The organism is Burkholderia sp. 572, from assembly GCF_040545135.1.
GTDB lineage: Bacteria > Pseudomonadota > Gammaproteobacteria > Burkholderiales > Burkholderiaceae > Burkholderia > Burkholderia cepacia.
Window position 1 is genome coordinate 14,840 of record NZ_JBEPLH010000033.1, and the last position, 16,488, is coordinate 31,327.

At 68.3% G+C, this 16,488-nt stretch carries 16 protein-coding genes; 10 read left to right on the top strand and 6 right to left on the bottom strand.

Going from position 1 to position 16,488, the window contains the following annotated elements; all coding sequences use genetic code 11:
- Nucleotides 1-445: 445 nt before the first annotated feature.
- Entirely contained in the window at nucleotides 446-2,416 is a 1,971-nt protein-coding gene (locus ABIC51_RS36930; protein ID WP_060357753.1) for a Xaa-Pro dipeptidyl-peptidase, read from the top strand.
- A gap of 131 nt (nucleotides 2,417-2,547) precedes the next feature.
- Nucleotides 2,548-2,916 (top strand): NUDIX domain-containing protein, encoded by a 369-nt coding sequence (locus ABIC51_RS36935; protein WP_027790642.1) that lies wholly within the window; start codon nucleotides 2,548-2,550, stop codon nucleotides 2,914-2,916.
- A 21-nt stretch (nucleotides 2,917-2,937) separates the two neighbouring features.
- Here the strand turns inward: ABIC51_RS36935 and ABIC51_RS36940 are convergent, their stop codons facing one another.
- A complete protein-coding gene (locus tag ABIC51_RS36940; RefSeq protein ID WP_060174271.1) occupies nucleotides 2,938-3,867 on the bottom strand; it encodes a 2-hydroxyacid dehydrogenase in 930 nt (309 codons plus the stop codon).
- Between the two features lie 164 nt (nucleotides 3,868-4,031).
- On the opposite strand from ABIC51_RS36940, the gene osmF reads away from it, so the two are divergent.
- The 7 genes from osmF to ABIC51_RS36975 all read left to right on the top strand — a co-directional run bounded on the left by osmF (nucleotide 4,032) and on the right by ABIC51_RS36975 (nucleotide 9,575).
- Nucleotides 4,032-4,955 (top strand): glycine betaine ABC transporter substrate-binding protein OsmF, encoded by a 924-nt coding sequence (gene osmF / locus ABIC51_RS36945; protein WP_027790640.1) that lies wholly within the window; start codon nucleotides 4,032-4,034, stop codon nucleotides 4,953-4,955.
- Nucleotides 4,952-6,130 carry an ABC transporter permease gene (locus tag ABIC51_RS36950; RefSeq protein WP_175901103.1) on the top strand — a complete coding sequence of 393 codons (1,179 nt, stop codon included), beginning with the start codon at nucleotides 4,952-4,954 and terminating at the stop codon, nucleotides 6,128-6,130. Before osmF ends, ABIC51_RS36950 begins: the two co-directional genes overlap by 4 nt.
- Entirely contained in the window at nucleotides 6,127-7,074 is a 948-nt protein-coding gene (locus tag ABIC51_RS36955; RefSeq protein WP_146254141.1) for an ABC transporter ATP-binding protein, read from the top strand. The genes ABIC51_RS36950 and ABIC51_RS36955 overlap by 4 nt, the downstream gene beginning before the upstream one ends.
- Nucleotides 7,071-7,859, top strand: coding sequence for an ABC transporter permease (locus ABIC51_RS36960; RefSeq protein WP_226129431.1), 789 nt, complete (start codon nucleotides 7,071-7,073; stop codon nucleotides 7,857-7,859). Before ABIC51_RS36955 ends, ABIC51_RS36960 begins: the two co-directional genes overlap by 4 nt.
- 32 nt (nucleotides 7,860-7,891) lie before the next feature.
- Complete coding sequence (gene arr, locus ABIC51_RS36965; protein ID WP_021156322.1) at nucleotides 7,892-8,287, top strand: NAD(+)--rifampin ADP-ribosyltransferase; 396 nt, start codon at nucleotides 7,892-7,894, stop codon at nucleotides 8,285-8,287.
- Between the two features lie 157 nt (nucleotides 8,288-8,444).
- Nucleotides 8,445-9,119: a lytic transglycosylase domain-containing protein gene (locus tag ABIC51_RS36970; protein ID WP_027790636.1), complete on the top strand. Its 675-nt coding sequence runs from the start codon at nucleotides 8,445-8,447 to the stop codon at nucleotides 9,117-9,119.
- A 45-nt stretch (nucleotides 9,120-9,164) separates the two neighbouring features.
- Nucleotides 9,165-9,575, top strand: coding sequence for a lysozyme inhibitor LprI family protein (locus ABIC51_RS36975; RefSeq protein ID WP_081072704.1), 411 nt, complete (start codon nucleotides 9,165-9,167; stop codon nucleotides 9,573-9,575).
- A gap of 30 nt (nucleotides 9,576-9,605) precedes the next feature.
- Here the strand turns inward: ABIC51_RS36975 and ABIC51_RS36980 are convergent, their stop codons facing one another.
- Nucleotides 9,606-10,481, bottom strand: coding sequence for a LysR family transcriptional regulator (locus ABIC51_RS36980; protein ID WP_027790634.1), 876 nt, complete (start codon nucleotides 10,479-10,481; stop codon nucleotides 9,606-9,608).
- A 168-nt stretch (nucleotides 10,482-10,649) separates the two neighbouring features.
- Here ABIC51_RS36980 and ABIC51_RS36985 point away from each other — a divergent pair, with 168 nt between their 5' ends.
- The gene (locus ABIC51_RS36985) at nucleotides 10,650-11,723 is read left to right on the top strand and encodes an alkene reductase (RefSeq protein ID WP_175862666.1); all 1,074 of its coding nucleotides are present in this window, start codon (nucleotides 10,650-10,652) and stop codon (nucleotides 11,721-11,723) included.
- A 385-nt stretch (nucleotides 11,724-12,108) separates the two neighbouring features.
- Here the strand turns inward: ABIC51_RS36985 and ABIC51_RS36990 are convergent, their stop codons facing one another.
- From ABIC51_RS36990 to ABIC51_RS37005, 4 genes are read right to left on the bottom strand one after another with little or no spacing between them, the layout of a single operon-like run.
- The gene (locus ABIC51_RS36990; RefSeq protein WP_027790632.1) at nucleotides 12,109-12,549 is read right to left on the bottom strand and encodes a dihydroneopterin aldolase; all 441 of its coding nucleotides are present in this window, start codon (nucleotides 12,547-12,549) and stop codon (nucleotides 12,109-12,111) included.
- Nucleotides 12,546-13,178 carry a sarcosine oxidase subunit gamma gene (locus ABIC51_RS36995; protein ID WP_175862667.1) on the bottom strand — a complete coding sequence of 211 codons (633 nt, stop codon included), beginning with the start codon at nucleotides 13,176-13,178 and terminating at the stop codon, nucleotides 12,546-12,548. Before ABIC51_RS36995 ends, ABIC51_RS36990 begins: the two co-directional genes overlap by 4 nt.
- Nucleotides 13,168-16,179 carry a sarcosine oxidase subunit alpha family protein gene (locus ABIC51_RS37000; protein WP_027790630.1) on the bottom strand — a complete coding sequence of 1,004 codons (3,012 nt, stop codon included), beginning with the start codon at nucleotides 16,177-16,179 and terminating at the stop codon, nucleotides 13,168-13,170. Before ABIC51_RS37000 ends, ABIC51_RS36995 begins: the two co-directional genes overlap by 11 nt.
- The gene (locus tag ABIC51_RS37005; protein ID WP_027790629.1) at nucleotides 16,176-16,475 is read right to left on the bottom strand and encodes a sarcosine oxidase subunit delta; all 300 of its coding nucleotides are present in this window, start codon (nucleotides 16,473-16,475) and stop codon (nucleotides 16,176-16,178) included. Before ABIC51_RS37005 ends, ABIC51_RS37000 begins: the two co-directional genes overlap by 4 nt.
- Nucleotides 16,476-16,488 lie beyond the last annotated feature (13 nt).

The window sequence follows — 16,488 nt, forward strand, 5'->3', positions numbered from 1 at the left end:
TAAGTTTGCGTAAGCTTCCGGAAAGCAATCCGGCTCGCCTCGCCGACTCGCGTCGCGCTTTCCTGCCGTTGCAGCACCGCCGTTCGCACCATCCCCGCCTCATCGCATCGTGCCGTTCCGTTTCATCCGAAACCTGAAGGAAGATCGGGCATGCCCGCATTTGATTCGCACTCCTCCATTCACTTCGCGCCACCGGCCCCGTGCCGACCGCGCGTCATGAACCGGCGGCCGTGCTGACGCTTTCCGGTCGGGGCAATGCAGTCGCCCCGACACCCGCCGGGTTGCGCGACGCGTGACGCGCGTCCACACCGGCCGTGACACCCGGGCATCGCGCCCGGCGCTTTCGAAGGTGCAGTTCCGTTTCATCCGATGCAGCACCCGGCCGGGCCGCGGGGGGCATATCGCGGGCCGGCCGGTTCCGGACAATCACAACAAGAGGTCGACAATGGACATTCATCGAACCGGATTGCGTCGCGCGTGGCTTCCCGCGCTCGTTGCGGCCACGACGCTCGCCGCGTGCGGCGGCGACGACGGCGGCAGCGTGGCGGGCGTCTCGGCGCTCGCGCAGGGCCAACAGGAGGGGGCCGCCGCATCGGCGGCCGACAAGCAGTCGCTCGCATCACGCATCTCGCCGTCCGGCGTCCCGTACGCCAATCCGGCCAGCGGCGGCCGCTATCGCCCCGTGATCGCGAACGGCCAGGTGCAGCCGTCGCTGTCGGGCGGCACGATCGAGGAGAACGCGTGGGTCGACACGTCGGTCGATTCCGACGGCGACGGCACGCGCGACCGTATCCACGTGCGCATCGTGCGCCCGACCGAAACCGCGAACGGCGCGCGCACGCCCGTCATCGTGCTCGCGAGCCCGTACTACGCAGGCCTCGCCGACAGCCCCGACCACAACGTCGACGTCGAACTCGACGGCACGCCGCACCCCGCCGCCAATGCGCAGGCGGCCGCGGCCGCCTCGACGTCCGCGCGCATCATGGCCGCCGCGCCGCAGGTGCGGATGCTGCAGCAGGTGGAGGCCGCCGCCGCCGGGCGCTCGTGGATCGAGGGTTACTTCATTCCGCGCGGCTTCACGATCGTCTACGCGGATTCGCTCGGCACCGCCGGCTCGGACGGTTGCCCGACGATCCTCACGCGCGACGAATCGGTCGCGATGGCATCGGTGATCCGCTGGCTCGGCCGCGACGCGACCGCGAAGGACGCGAACGGCAAGACGGTCGTCGCGAACTGGTCGACGGGCCACGTCGGCATGTACGGCGTGTCGTACGACGGCACGCTGCCGAAGATGGTCGCGAGCCTGCGCACGCGCGGGCTCGATGCGATCGTGCCGGTCGCCGGGTTGACGAACATGTACGGCTACTACCGCTCGGGCGGGCTCGTGCGTGCGCCGGAAGGCTATCAGGGCGAAGACGTCGACGTGTACATCAAGGCGCTGCTGACGAACGCGCATCCGGAGCGTTGCACGCACCTGATCGACGAAGCGTTGCAGCAGGAAGACCGCAAGACCGGCGACTATTCGCCGTTCTGGGCCGCGCGCGACATCCCGACCGGCTTCGCGGTCGCGCCGGCGCTCGTTGCGCAAGGGTTGACCGACGACAACGTGCGCGTCGACCAGTCGACGTTGTGGTATCTCGCGATGCGGCGCCAGGGCGTGCCGACGCAGCTGTGGCTGCACCGCCTGAAGCACACCGACCCGACCCGCGTGCCGGCGATGGCTGATGCATGGACCGCGGAGGTGAACCGCTGGTTTACGCGTTATCTGATCGGTTATGACAACGGCGTCGAACGCGATCCGCGCGCGGTGATCGAGCAGGCGGACGGCACGCTGCTGAAGGAAGCGGACTGGGCCGCACGCCACGCCACGCCGGTCACGTACTTTGCCGGCGGCGACGGCGCAGGCACCGGCTCGCTGCTGCGGCTGCCGACCGGCGGCCCGCTCGCGCGCTTCACGGACGACGCGCGCATCACTGCGCTCACGCTGGCGAACGCACCGACCGGCGAGAATCGCAGCCGTTTCGAAACCGCGCCGCTCACGGCCGCGACACGCCTGTCCGGTGCCGCGACCGCACGCGTCAGGCTGACCTTCACGGCGGTGGCCAACGTGACGGCCCTGCTGGTCGATCGTGCACCGGACGGTACGGCCACGATCGTCACGCGCGCGTGGACCGACCCGCGCAACCGGTGGTCCGAGTGGCGCTCGGAGCCCGTGCTGCCCGGGATGCCGTACGACCTGAAGCTGACGTTCATGCCGCGTGACTACAAGCTGGAAGCCGGCCACCGGCTGGGGCTCGTCGTCCTGTCCAGCGACAACGAGGCAACGCTGCGGCCGACGCCGGGCACGGGCCTCACGCTCGATCCGGCCGGGACGTCGGTGACGGTGCCGCTGGCGTCGTCGTCGGCAGGCGTGTAACCGCACGCCGGCGTCCGGCGCAACGGCGCCGCCTCCCCCGTCTGCGCGCTCGTTGGCGCAGGCGGGGGATCGCTGCAGGAACGGCACACCTGCGCTACGCTGCGAAAGTCGAACGCCAACGGTGCCGCCTCATGATCCCCCTCAGCGCGAAAGCCATCGTCCGCGACGGGCGCTCGGTCCTGTTCCTGCGCAATCCACGCGACGAATGGGAGTTGCCGGGCGGCTGGCCCGAAGCCGGCGAATCGCTCGAGGAAACCGTCGCGCGCGAAGTGCGGGAGGAATGCGGAATCGTCGCCTCGGCGATCCGCTACGTGGCGAGCCGCTCGTGTGAGGTCGTGCCGGGCAAGCGCGTGCTCATCGTGTGCTTCGAGTGCCGGGTCGATCGGCACGAAATCGTCCTGAGCGACGAGCACGACCAGTTCGGCTGGATCGACCTCGATGGCGACAAGCCGGCGAACCTGCCGGATTTCTATTGGGAATTCTGCAGACAGGCTGGCTGACCCGCGCCCGCCCTGCGGCCATCACACCGGCGTCAACACCGGCTGCCCCGCGAAATGCCGCTTCGCGTTGTCGAGAAACTGCTGCACCGAGCGATCGAGCGCCTCCGGCGACCAGCCGCCCATGTGCGGCGTCAGCACGACGCTGTCGAGATCCGTCAGCGCGCGCGGCGGTTCCGGTTCCCCTTCGTACACGTCGAGCCCCGCGCCCGCGATGCGCCCTTCGCGCAACGCGTCTGCCAAAGCAGCGGTATCGACAACGCTGCCGCGCGATACGTTGACGAGAAAACCGCCCGGCCCGAGCGCATCGAGCACGGTGCGATCGATCAGGTGCCGCGTGCCCGCGCCGCCCGGCGTCGCGACGATCAGGAAATCGGCCCACTGCGCGAGCGTGTCGACGCGGTCGAAATAGCGATAGGGAACGTTCTTCTCCGACCGGTTGTGATAACCGATCTCGATGTCGAAGCCGGCTGCGCGACGCGCGCACTTCTCGCCGATCTTGCCGAGCCCGACGATGCCGAGCTTCCTGCCCGACACGTTCGGCGGCATCGGCAGCCCGTCGCGCCACACGCCGGCACGGGTTTTCGCATCGAGCGGCACCACGTTGCGCACCGCCGCGAGCAGCAGCGCGAACGCGTGGTCGGCCACGCAATCGTCGTTGGTGCCGGCGCCCGTCACGACCGTGACGCCGCGCGCCTTCGCATGCGCGACGTCGATATGCTCGTAGCCCGCGCCGAGCGCGCTGACGAACGTGAGTTGCGGAAGCCGGTCGATCTCGGCGCCGGTGAGCCCCGTGCTGCCGTTGGTCAGCACCGCGCGTATCGTGCCGCCGTGTTCGGCGATCGCGCGTTCGCGTTCTTCGGCAGTCGGGGCATGGCGCACGTCGAACGACGCGGCGATCTCGCGGTGCGCGTCGCCGCGCAATGCGATGAGGACCAGCAGCTCGGGTTTCATGTCAGCAATTGTCGGCAGGCGGAGACGAAATCGAGTGTAACAAGCCCGCGCGACTCATGCGGGTTATCCCCACGCGGGCTGTGGACACGCCGCCGCGCGAGGTTTGCCAAAGCCCGCCCAGTCAAGTAACGTGCGGCCTACGCCCCCGTCCTGGAGATTGGCTCATGAAGCTCGCCCTGCCCGCCCGGATTCTGGGCCTCGCGTTCGCCGCCGCCCTCGTCGCACCCGGCGCGCACGCCGACGCACCCGTCGTGGTGTCGTCGAAGATCGACACCGAAGGCAACCTGCTCGGCAACCTGATTTCGCAAGTGCTGAAGGCGCACGGCATCCCCGTCACCGAAAAGATCGCGCTCGGCACCACGCCGATCGTGCGCAAGGCGCTCACGAGCGGCGAGATCGACATCTACCCCGAATACACGGGCAACGCCGCCTTCTTCTTCAACAAGGCCGACGATCCTCTGTGGAAGAACGCGAGCCAGGGCTACGACGCCGCCAAGAAGCTCGACTACGCGGCGAACCATCTCGTGTGGCTCGCCCCGGCGCCCGCGAACAACACGTGGGGCGTCGCGTTGCTCGCCCCCGTCGCGCAGTCGCAGCACCTGAAGACGTTCTCCGATTTCGGCAAGTGGGTCGCGGGCGGCGGCAAGGTGAAGCTCGCCGCGTCGGCCGAATTCGTGAACAGCGCGTCGGCGCTGCCGTCGTTCGAGAAAGCGTACGGCTTCAAGCTGAAGCCCGAGCAGCTCGTCGTGCTGTCGGGCGGCGATACGGCCGCGACGATCAAGGCCGCCGCGAACCAGACCGACGGCGTGAACGCGGCGATGGTGTACGGCACCGATGGCGGCATCGCGTCGAGCGGCCTCGCGGTGCTCGACGACGACAAGCACGTGCAGCCCGTCTACGCGCCGGCGCCCGTGATCCGCGAAGCCGTGCTGAAAGCGCACCCGCAGATCGCCGATTACCTGAAACCGGTGTTCGCGAGCCTCGACCTGAAGACGCTGCAGTCGCTGAACGCGCGCATCCAGATCAACGGCGAGCCGGCGGCCGGCGTCGCGAAAAGCTACCTGAAAGCGAAGGGCTTCGTGAAATGACCGAACGCGCGGCGGCGTCCGCGCGGCGCGTGAACCCCGACAAGGTCGGCATCCTGATCGGAATCCTCACGATCGTCGCGGTGCTCGGCCTGCCGTTCGTCGTGCTGCGGCCGAACCGGATCGCGGCCGGCACGGGGCTGTCGGTGTTCGCCGCGCTGCCGGCGATGCAGGGCGCGGCGCTGGCCGCGCTGTGGATCGTCGGCGCGCTGTGGGCGATGAAGGCGAGCCGCCCCGCGTGGCGGCTCGCGGCCGGCTGCGCATGGCTCGCGACGCTCGCGTACGCGCTCGGCGCGGCCGCGGCGCACGTCGTCGCCGCCGACGACATGCTCGCGCGCGTGTCGCCCGACGCAGGCGTCTGGCTGCTGCTGTTCGCGTGGGCCGTGCTCGTCGCGGACGCGCTCGCACGGCTCGCGTTCGGCCCGTGGCGGCGCCTCGCCGCGCTGGTCGTCGCGATCGGGGCGATCTCGGTGCCGCTCGCGAGCGGCTGGTGGGACGGCCTCTCCGTGATGCGCGAATATGCGGTGCGCAGCGACGATTTCTGGCGCGAAGCGATCCGTCACGTGTCGCTCGCGGGCGGCTCGGTGGCCGCCGCGCTCGTCGCGGGCGTGCCGCTCGGCATCGCCTGCGCGCGCATCGCGGCGGTGCGGACCGTCGCGATGCCCGTGCTCAATGTCGTGCAGACGATCCCCAGCATCGCGATGTACGGGCTGATGATGGCCCCGCTCGGGCTGCTGGCCGCACACGTGCCGCTCGCGGCCGCGCTCGGCATCCGCGGCATCGGCGTCGCACCGGCCGTGCTCGCGCTGTTCCTGTATTCGCTGCTGCCGATCGCGTCGAGCGTCGTGGTCGGGCTCGGACAAGTGCCGCCGCACGTGACCGAAGCGGCGCGCGCGATGGGCATGACGCGCGCGCAGCGGCTGCTGCATGTCGACCTCGTGCTCGCGCTGCCGGTGATCCTGAGCGGCGTGCGCATCGTGCTCGTGCAAAACATCGGGCTGACCGCGGTCGCCGCGCTGATCGGCGGCGGCGGATTCGGCACCTTCATCTTCCAGGGGATCGGGCAATCGGCCGCCGATCTCGTGCTGCTCGGCGCGATCCCGACGATCGCGCTCGCGCTGGTGGCCGCCGTCATATTCGAAGCCGCGACCACGCTCGCGAAGGGGCGTACAGGATGATCGAGATCGAACGTGCAGGCAAACGCTTCGGCGATGTCGTCGCCGTCGACGACGTCTCGCTGACGATGCAGCGCGGCACGATCACCGCGCTCGTCGGTGCGTCAGGCAGCGGCAAGTCGACGCTGCTGCGCATGATCAACCGGCTGATCGCCCCCACCAGCGGCACGATCCGCATCGACGGCGTCGATACGGCGACCGTCGCGCCCGAACAGCTTCGGCGCGGCATCGGCTACGCGATCCAGGGGCACGGGCTGTTTCCGCACTGGAGCGTCGCGCGCAACATCGCGACCGTGCCGCGCCTGCTCGGCTGGCCGGCCGCGCGCATCGACGCGCGCGTGAACGAGCTGCTCGACCTGTTCCATCTCGCGCCGGCCGAGTTCGCGGACAAGCTGCCGCACGAACTGTCGGGCGGCCAGCAGCAGCGTGTCGGCGTCGCGCGCGCGCTCGCGGCCGAGCCCGCGATGCTGCTGATGGACGAGCCGTTCGGCGCGCTCGATCCGATCATCCGCGGCAAGGCGCAGGACGACCTGTTCGCGTTGCAGCGCCGCCTCGGCATCACGGTCGTGATCGTCACGCACGATATCGAGGAAGCGCTGAAGCTCGGCGACACGATCGCGGTGATGGACGGCGGCCGGCTGCTGCAAGTCGCGCCGCCTGCCGAGATTCTCGGCAAGCCGGCGGCCGGTGTCGTCGAGCAGCTCGTCGCGGGCGTCGACCGGCCGCTGCGCCTGCTCGCGCTGACGCAGATCGACGCAGTGGCCGAACCCGGCCATGCGGACGGCGAGCCGATCGACGCGACGCGCACGCTGCGCGATGCGGTGTCGGAACTGCTGTGGCGCGGTGTCGATGCATTGCCCGTCAACGACGGCGATGCACGCAACGCGCGCGGCGCGCGCCGCATCACGCTCGACGCGATCCGCGCGCACGCGAGGCAGCCGGCATGACGACGCCGGATGCCACGCAACGCACACGGCCCTTGCGTTCGCCCCTGCCCCGCCACGTTGCCGCGTTCACGGCGCGCGCCGCCGCGCTCGCGCTGCTGCTCGTGCTGCTGGTGCGGCCGATGTGGCTGCAGGGCCTTTTCGCACCGTTCGCGGACAACGGCGCGCCCGTCATCTACGATCGCGCGAGCCTGCTCGACCTGACGCTCGCGCATCTCGGCACGGTCGCGCTGTCGAGCCTGATCGGCACGATCGTCGCGGTGGCGGCCGGGATCTTCGTCACGCGGCCGGCCGGCGCGGATTTCCTGCCGGTCGCGCGCAGCGTCGTCGACATCGGCCAGACCTTCCCGCCGGTCGCGGTGCTCGCGCTCGCGGTGCCGGCCGTCGGCTTCGGGCTGAAACCCGTGCTGATCGCGCTCGTGCTGTATGGCCTGCTGCCGGTTTTCGAAAGCACGATCGCGGGGCTCGAGGACGTGCCGCGCGATGTCGTCGACGCCGCGCGCGGGATGGGGATGAGCGGCTGGCAGCAACTGGTGTCGGTCGAGCTGCCGCTCGCGTTCCCGGTGATCGTCAACGGCATCCGGCTCGCGGTCGTGATCAATCTCGGCACCGCGACGATCGGCTCGACGGTCGCCGCGCGCGGCCTCGGCGACGTGATCATCGCGGGCCTGCAGACGTCGAATACCGCGTTCGTGCTGCAGGGCGGCGTGATCGTCGGGCTGCTTGCGGTGCTCGTCAGCGATGCGATCGGCGCGATTGCGCGAGTGGCGAGCGCGCGGCGCGCCTAGAAGTCATCGCGACATTTTCCAAGGGAGAAGCCATGGCTGTCCTGGACACCGGCCCGTTTTTTCATGGCACGAAAGCGGATTTGCGGATCGGCGACTTGCTGACGGCGGGCTTCAGATCGAATTACCGGGATGACGTCGTGATGAATCACGTTTATTTCACGGCCCTGCCCAAGGGCGCCGGCCTTGCCGCGGAAATGGCCAAAGGCGACGGCAAGCCGCGGGTCTATATCGTCGAGCCCACCGGGGCCTTCGAAAACGACCCGAACGTCACGGACAAGAAATTCCCGGGCAATCCGACTCGCTCGTATCGAAGCACATCGCCCTTGAAGATCGTTGGCGAACTCGATCACTGGGAACCGTACGATCCGGCGTTCATTCAGCAACTGAGAATCCGCATCGAAACCGGCATCGGCGAGATCATCAACTAGCGGTCATCCGGACTCCGATGCGTGTCCACGCAACGATCGCCGCGTCGATCGTTGCGAACGTCACAAGCCTACACATCGCTTTCATTCGAGCCGGCACTCGACCGTCTTGCCCGATTGGCCGATATACTATGCGCCTCCCATTTCCCCGCACTCGACCATGCGACGACGGTTTTTCTGGCTGATCGTGCTCTCGCTCGGCATTGCGCAACAGGTATCGGCCCAGCAAACGCCCGCCGTGCCTGCCTCTGCGCCCGACGTGCTGGCATCGGCGCCGGCTGTCGCCTCCGCGCCGCTCGCGAACGCCGACGATCAGCCGAACGAAGCAAACCGCCGCATCACGTCCTACCTGACGAAGAAATTCGGTGTCGCGAAGGAGCGGGCCGCCAAGCTCGCCGATATCGTGAGCGTCACTGCGACGAAATATTCGCTGCCTCCCGCACTCGTTTACGCCATCATCTCGATCGAATCGCGCTTCCAGGAAAAGGCGCGCGGCCAGCACGGCGCGACCGGACTGATGCAGGTCGTGCCGTCCGCACACCGCGGCATGCTGCGTAACGTGAAGGACCTGACCGAACCGAATGCGAATGTCGAGGCCGGCTCCCGGATTCTCTCCAGCTACGTGAAAGCGGCCGGCGGCAACGTGCAGGCCGGGCTGAAGAGCTACAGCGGCGGATCCAGCGCGTATGCGGCGAAGGTCATGCAGCGGGTCGATTCGTTCCGGTTCGTGCTCGAACCCGACGACGACGCGAAAGCCGCGAACGAGACGAAGGCGCGGATGGTGCCGGTGAGCGAATCGACGTCGACATCGACGTCGGCGCGCAACGCGCAATAAGCCAGTATGTCGCACACGTCCCGACCCACGACTCCCTCTCCGCGCATGCGCGACACGATCCGGTACGCCACCCGCCTTCTCGCCGTCGCCGCGCTCGCGAGCGGCGCAGCGTCCGCGTTCGCCGCGGTCGATTGCGAACGGCAGGGGCCGACGATGGATGCGGTACGCCGATGCATCGTCGACAACAACAACCAGGAAGTGGAACGCGCGTACCGGTCGCTCGAACGCAAGACCCGGCAACGCAACCCCGATGCGGCGAAACAGCTCGCGAAGTCGCAGGCAAGCTGGCACGGCTTCGCGAGCGACACCTGCGACTACGTCAAAACCGCCAATCCGCAGCAGATGATTCCGGACGACGCGTGGCTGAACTGCTGGGTCGACTTCAGCCAGGCGCGCGTGCGCATCCTGAAGAAATGGGAAGCGCAGGGCGACGCGCCGCAGCCGGCGCAGCAGTGAACGGCGGACGATCGTCCGCGCAGCCGCCCGTCACGCCTGCGCGAAATGCGCGCGCAGATACTCGATGAAGACCTGCGTCTTCGCCGGCAGCAAGCGCGTTTCCGTCATCGCGTAGACCGGAACGGGCGCTCCCTCCCAGTCGGGCAGCACGCGACGCAACCGGCCCGCGGCCACGTCGTCGGCCACGACTTCCGCCGGCATCTGGATGATGCCCGCCTCGTGCACGGCGAGTTGCCGAACCATGCCGACACTGTTCACGATGAAACGCCCGCCCACCGGCACCTCGAGCTCCCGCGCGGCGTCGTGCAGCGTCCACGCATCGACGCGCTGCACGCTCAGGCACTGATGCCGCCGCAGGTCGTCCGGTTCGCGCGGCTCACCCGCGCGCTCGAGATAGCGCGGCGACGCATACAGGTGATTGCGGAACGTCGCGAGCCGCCGCGCGACGAGTTGCGAATCGGCCGATTCGCCGATGCGGATCGCGACGTCGAATGGTTCGCTCACCAGGTCGACACGCCGCGACGTCAGTTCGAAATCGAACGTGAGCTTCGGGTAGCGGTTCGCGAATTCGACGATCAGCGGCGCCAGGTAGACCACCGCGAAATCGACCGGAAACGACGCGCGCAGCACGCCCGACGGTTCGGCCAGCAACTCGCCGAGCTGCTCGTGCGCGAGCCGCGCTTCGTCGACGATGCGTTTGCAGCGCTCGAAATACAGCTGCCCGGCTTCCGTGAGCTCGATCCGGCGCGTCGTGCGATGCAGCAGCCGCAAGCCGATCGCCTTTTCCAGCGCGCCGATGCGCCGCGACAGCGTCGAATTCGGCATCCCCAGCGCGTCGGCCGCGCTGCGAAAGCCCTTCGCCTTCACGACCTCCACGAACAGCGCCATGTCGTTCAGCAGTTCCACGCCCACTGCTCCATCAATGGATCAATGTTATCCAAACTACCATGTTTATCTCGAAAAGGAAGCAATGGATGATGTGTCCATGGCGGCGAGGCGCGCGCACGGTGCGCGGCCCGCGCCCGAGACGGCACCGCCCCGGTGCCGTTACCCGACCCTCGAGGAGCACGCACCATGGACGCATTGTTCACCCCGGCCCGTGTCGGCCGCTACACGCTGCAGAACCGCCTGGTCATGGCACCGATGACGCGCAGCCGCGCCGCGTTCGACGGCACGCCCGGCGCACTGGCCGCCGAATACTACGCGCAGCGCGCGGATCTCGGCCTGATCGTCAGCGAAGGCACGCAGCCGTCGGACGACGGCCAGGGTTACCTGACGACGCCCGGCATCTACACCGATGCACACGTCGCCGGCTGGAAGGCGGTCAGCGAGCGCGTGCATGCGCGCGGCGCCCGCCTGTTCATCCAGCTGATGCACGTGGGGCGCATGTCGCATCCCGACAATACGCCGCATCATCGCCAGGGCGTCGCGCCTTCCGCGATCGCGCCGGGCGTGCCGATGTTCACGATGAAAGGGATGCAGGAGATTCCCGCGCCGCGCGCGCTGACGACGGACGAAGTGCGCGGCACCGTGAACGACTTCCGCTTCGCCGCGCGCCGCGCGATCGAGGCCGGCGCCGACGGCGTCGAGATCCACGGCGCGAACGGGTATCTGATCCAGCAGTTCTTCGCGCCGAACGCGAACACGCGCAGCGACGCCTACGGCGGTTCAATCGAAAATCGTGCGCGCTTCGCGATCGAGGTTGCCGAGGCGATCGCCGACGAGATCGGCGCGGACCGCACCGCGATTCGCCTGTCGCCGGGCACCACGTTGTGGGGCATCGACGAAGGCGTGGAAGGGCCGGACCTGTATCGCTACCTGGCGACGCAGCTCGACCGGCTCGGCCTCGCGTACCTGCACGTGATGCACCAGGGCAACGAGCCGCTGCTCGCGGACCTGCGCGCGCGCTGGAACGGCACGCTGATCGTGAACCGGCCGGGCCGCACGCGCGACGCGATCGGCACGGATGTCGCGACGGGTCTTGCCGATCTCGAAGCGTACGGCCAGATGGTGCTCGCGAATCCGGATTTCGTCACGCGGCTGAAGACGGGCGCACCGATGAACGACGCGCAGCGCGACACGTTCTTCGGCGGCGATGCGCGCGGGTATGTGGATTATCCGGCGTTGGATGGGGCGGCTGCGGCTTGACGCGATTACACGGGGCGATAGCTGCGACACGCCTGAACTGTTTCGCAGCTATCGCCGGTGAACCGCGCGATATCCGTCAAAGGCCGAACGTCTCATTGCTCGCCACCTGTCACGTTGAACGGAGCGATCCTGATGAGACTGTCGCAGGCATGGCTCGTAGAGGGCGGCATCACGATGCATTGACCGGGAAGGCCACCGCAAGCTGCTGGAGCGGGTCCGCAGTGGGTTGCCCAAAAGCGCTCGCGTGACAAGTGACGGGGGGAACGTCTCATTGTTCCGATATTTCAGGAATAAAGACGAGCGGCAACCACCAGCGGGCCATTGTTCCGATATTCCAGGAACAATGAGCAATCGCGTGGGCGGATTGCCTCTCCGCCCCGCCCCTTCAAAGCTGCCCCGCCGCCCCCGTCCACCGCAAGTAATCCCCTCGCGTCCAGTCGAGCGACACGCCGACGCGCTTCGTACCCGGCCGGATCTTCGGCTTGTACACCGACAGCGTCAGCGACTCCAGCGCCGGCCATTCGCGGAACGACAGCACCGCGATGTCGGCGACGAGCGTCTCCAGCAGCCGCGTATGCGGCTTGTGCGACAGGAACGCGGCAAGTCGCGCGCAATAACCGTCGTAATCGATCCACTCGCCCTGCTCGCTCGGCTCGCAGCGATAGCCGAGCCGGGCATCGATCACGATCGGCTGCGGCGCTTCATGCTCGTGCGCATGAATGCCGATCCGCGCGGGCACCTTCAGTTCGTCGACGAACACGCTCCAGCCGTGCCCGCGCAGGCGCGGCGCGTCGATCGCCACGAACGGTTCGTCGAACGGCTTCATGATGCGAGCGGCGCGGCAGCGTCGAGCATGATCCGCACGAAATAATCGGCGAAGCTGCGGCGCAGGACGATCTCGAACGCATCGTCGCCGGTCGGGACCAGCACGATCGACGTCTTGAAGTAGTGCGACTGCGCGCACTGGCCCGGCTTGAACACGCGCGGGTGGAGATCGAGCGGGCAGCCGCGTGCGAGCACGTCGCGCACACGTTCGCCGCTGATCTCGACGACGGTATAACCGCTGCCGACGTCGACGGCCGCCGCATACGAACCCTGCACGGCCTCCGCGAGTCGCGCCTCCAGCACGCCCGCCTGCACGGGCCCGTGCGAGCGCACGAGCCACTCGTCGGGGCCGAGCCACAGCACGTCGTACTCGGCGCCGCGGGCAACGGTGTTCGGCACCGCCGGCGGCCGGCAGCCGACCACGCGCTCGAACGCGGCGACGAACGCCGGATCGCTCAACTCGCCGCGCACGTTCACGAGATCGAGGAACGGCCGCTCGCGCAGCGTGAATTTCTTCGATGCACGCGCCTGGTGCAGCTTCAGCACGTCGGCCGCGCCCACGAACGGCGATTCAAGCGTCACGCCGCCCGCGCCCGCCACCTGCGTCTGGTTTCTGGTTTCATTCCACATGCTGGCGCACCCCTTCGGTATCGTAGAAAACCGGGCTCGAGATCTTCGCGGTGATGCGCTTGCCGTTGGCCAGCGGAATCACGACGCTCTCGCCCATCTTGTTCAGGCCGCCCTTCACCACCGCGAGCGCGATCGAGCGCTTCAGGATCGGGCTGTAGTAGCTCGACGTCACGTGGCCGATCATCGGCGTCGGATCGACCGCCGACACCTGCGTGTCCTTCGCGACGATCTGCGCGCCTTCCGGCAGCACGAACTGTTCGTCCTCGGTCAGCAGGCCGACGAACTGCTTGCGGCCCTCCTTCGCGGTGTCCGAGCGCGCGAGCGAACGCTTGCCGAGGAAGTCCTTCGACTTCGCGACCAACCCGCCCATCCCGAGGTCGTACGGCGTGACCGAGCCGTCGGTGTCCTGGCCGACGATGATGTAGCCCTTCTCCGCACGCAGCACGTGCATCGTTTCGGTGCCGTACGGCGTGATGTCGAACTCGGCACCGGCGGCCATCAGCGCTTCCCACACCGCGCGGCCCGCATTCGCCGGCACGTTCACTTCATAGGCCAGCTCGCCCGAGAAGCTGATCCGCATCACGCGCGCCTTCGCGCCGGCAACGGTGCCGTTCCGGTAGCTCATGAACGGGAACGCCTCGTTGCCGAAGTCGATGTCCTGGCACACCTTCTGCACGACCTTGCGGCTCTTCGGGCCGACCACCGCGAACGTCGCCCAGTGATCGGTAACCGACGACAGCCGCACCTTCATGTCGGGCCATTCGGTCTGCAGCCAGCGTTCGAGCCACGTGAGCACGCGCGCCGCGCCGCCCGTCGTGGTCGTCATCATGAAATGCTGGTCGGCGAGGCGCACGGTCACGCCGTCGTCGAACACCATCCCGTTTTCGTCGAGCATCAGCCCGTAGCGGCACTTGCCGACCTCGAGCTTGTTCCACGGGTTCGTGTACATCCAGTTCAGCAGCTTCACGGCATCCGGGCCCTGGATGTCGATCTTGCCGAGCGTCGATGCGTCGAGGATGCCGACGCTGTTGCGCACCGCCAGGCATTCGCGCTTCACGGCCGCATGGAGATCCTCGCCGTTCTTCGGGAAGTACCACGGCCGCTTCCAGTTGCCGACGTCCTCGAACAGCGCGCCGTGCTCGACGTGCCACTCGTGCACGCAGGTCTTGCGGATCGGGTCGAGGAAATCGCCGAGCTCGCGGCCCGCGAACGTACCGAACGAAACGGGCGTGTAGTTCGGGCGGAACGTGGTCGTGCCCGTTTCCGGAATCGACTTGCCGAGCGCCCCCGCGAGGATCGCCATCCCGTTGATGTTGCCGAGCTTGCCCTGGTCGGTGCCGAAGCCCATCGCCGTATAGCGCTTCACGTGCTCGACCGACTCGAAGCCTTCGCGCGCGGCAAGCAGGATGTCGGCAGCCGACACGTCGTTCTGGAAATCGACGAACTGCTTCGGCCCGCGCGCCGCGGCCTCGCGGCTGCCGACGAGCCACAGCGGCTGCAGTGCGCCTTCGACGGTTTCCGCGACCTGCGGCGCGACCGGGCGCTGCTCGGCCGTGAAGCCCGCGGCCTTCGCCGCTTCCACGCCCGCATCGACCGCGAGCCGCAGCGCGCGCGCCAGGCCGAATTCCCCGGCCGCCGCGCCGATGCTCGCTTCCGCCTGCACGGGCTTGCCCGGCAGGAAGCACGCCTTCTCGTCGCTCCAGCACGCCTTGCCGCCCGACTGCGCGAACAGGTGCAGCACGGGGCTGAAGCCGCCCGACATCGCGACGAGGTCGCACGGCAGCGTCTGCAGCTTGCCGCCCACCTGGCCGTTCGTGCTGGACGCGACGTCGACCGACGATACGCGCCACTTGCCCGATGCGGCCGTCACGACGGCGCCGCTCAACACCGTCACGCCCTGCCGCTTCGCCGCGGCCGGCAGCGCGCCGTTCGACGATGCGCGCGAATCGACGACCGTCACCTTCGCGCCGCACGCCTTCAGGTCGAGCGCGGTCTGGTACGCACGATCGTTGTTCGTGAACACGACCGCGTTGCGGCCCGGCAGCACGCCGAAGCGATGCACGTAGGTGGACACCGCGCCGGCGAGCATCACGCCCGGCAGGTCGTTGTTGCCGAACACGATCGGACGCTCGTGCGCGCCGGTCGCGAGAATCACACGCTTCGCGCGAACTTTCCACAGCAGCTCGCGCGTGCCCTTGCGCATCGACACGGGCAGGTGATCGGTCAGGCGCTGCGTGACCGTCACGAGGTTGTGGTCCTGGTAGCCGAACGCGGTGCTGCGCGACAGGATCGTCACGTCGGGCAGCTTGCGCAGCTCGGCCTCGATCTTCTCGACCCACTGCAGCGCGGGCTTCGCGTCGATTTCCGCGCGGCACGACAGCAGGCTGCCGCCGAGCTCGCGCTGGTCGTCGACGAGGATCACGCGCGCGCCGGCCGTGGCCGCCGCATGCGCGGCCGCGAGCCCCGACGGGCCGCCGCCCACGACGAGCACGTCGCAATGCGCATAGCACTTGTCGTAGCGATCGGCGTCGAGCGCTTCCGGCGCCTTGCCGAGGCCGGCGGCTTCGCGGATCTTCTCTTCGTACTTCGGCCACATGTTGCGCGGCCACATGAAGGTCTTGTAGTAGAAGCCGGCCGGCAGGAAGCGCGACAGCTTCTGGTTGATCGCGTACTTGTCGTTCTCGAGCGTCGGCTCGGCGTTCACGCTCGACGCGACGAGCCCCTGGTACAGCTCGATCTCGGTCGCGCGCGCATTCGGCACCGTGTACGGGCCCGATTCGAGCTGCACGACCGCATTCGGTTCCGCGACGTCGGCCGTCACGATCCCGCGCGGGCGGTGGTACTTGAAGCTGCGCGCGACGAAGTGCACGCCGTTCGCGAGCAGCGCGGACGCGAGCGTGTCGCCCTGGAAGCCCTGATACGTGCGGCCGTTGAACGTGAACGTCAACGGAATCGCGCGATTGATGCGGCCACCGGTGCCGAGGCGGTCTTTCTGGCTCATTTGCTCGTGCCCTCTTCGTGTGCGTTGCCGGCAGCGTCGCCACCGAACTTTTCGTAGCCCTTGATATCGTAGGTCACCGTGTCGCGCGTGGCCTTGAACCAGCGGCGGCAGCCCTGCGCGTGCAGCCATTGTTCCTTGTGCAGCCCGCGCTTGTTCTCGCGCATGAACACGTATTCGCCCCATTCACGGTCGGTCATGTTCTCGTTGTTGACGGGGCGCACGATGTCGGCTTCACCGCCGCACGAGAACTCGGATTCGGCGCGCGGCCCGCACCACGGACATTCGATCAGCAACATGTTTTCTTCTCCT

What these genes read in the sequence shown, in the direction of transcription:
- ABIC51_RS36930 (WP_060357753.1), top strand. Translation starts at nt 446, where the DNA reads ATGGACATTCATCGAACCGGATTGCGTCGCGCGTGGCTTCCCGCGCTC.
- ABIC51_RS36935 (WP_027790642.1), top strand. Translation starts at nt 2,548, where the DNA reads ATGATCCCCCTCAGCGCGAAAGCCATCGTCCGCGACGGGCGCTCGGTC.
- ABIC51_RS36940 (WP_060174271.1), bottom strand. Translation starts at nt 3,867, where the DNA reads ATGAAACCCGAGCTGCTGGTCCTCATCGCATTGCGCGGCGACGCGCAC.
- osmF (WP_027790640.1), top strand. Translation starts at nt 4,032, where the DNA reads ATGAAGCTCGCCCTGCCCGCCCGGATTCTGGGCCTCGCGTTCGCCGCC.
- ABIC51_RS36950 (WP_175901103.1), top strand. Translation starts at nt 4,952, where the DNA reads ATGACCGAACGCGCGGCGGCGTCCGCGCGGCGCGTGAACCCCGACAAG.
- ABIC51_RS36955 (WP_146254141.1), top strand. Translation starts at nt 6,127, where the DNA reads ATGATCGAGATCGAACGTGCAGGCAAACGCTTCGGCGATGTCGTCGCC.
- ABIC51_RS36960 (WP_226129431.1), top strand. Translation starts at nt 7,071, where the DNA reads ATGACGACGCCGGATGCCACGCAACGCACACGGCCCTTGCGTTCGCCC.
- arr (WP_021156322.1), top strand. Translation starts at nt 7,892, where the DNA reads ATGGCTGTCCTGGACACCGGCCCGTTTTTTCATGGCACGAAAGCGGAT.
- ABIC51_RS36970 (WP_027790636.1), top strand. Translation starts at nt 8,445, where the DNA reads ATGCGACGACGGTTTTTCTGGCTGATCGTGCTCTCGCTCGGCATTGCG.
- ABIC51_RS36975 (WP_081072704.1), top strand. Translation starts at nt 9,165, where the DNA reads ATGCGCGACACGATCCGGTACGCCACCCGCCTTCTCGCCGTCGCCGCG.
- ABIC51_RS36985 (WP_175862666.1), top strand. Translation starts at nt 10,650, where the DNA reads ATGGACGCATTGTTCACCCCGGCCCGTGTCGGCCGCTACACGCTGCAG.
- ABIC51_RS36990 (WP_027790632.1), bottom strand. Translation starts at nt 12,549, where the DNA reads ATGAAGCCGTTCGACGAACCGTTCGTGGCGATCGACGCGCCGCGCCTG.
- ABIC51_RS36995 (WP_175862667.1), bottom strand. Translation starts at nt 13,178, where the DNA reads ATGTGGAATGAAACCAGAAACCAGACGCAGGTGGCGGGCGCGGGCGGC.
- ABIC51_RS37000 (WP_027790630.1), bottom strand. Translation starts at nt 16,179, where the DNA reads ATGAGCCAGAAAGACCGCCTCGGCACCGGTGGCCGCATCAATCGCGCG.
- ABIC51_RS37005 (WP_027790629.1), bottom strand. Translation starts at nt 16,475, where the DNA reads ATGTTGCTGATCGAATGTCCGTGGTGCGGGCCGCGCGCCGAATCCGAG.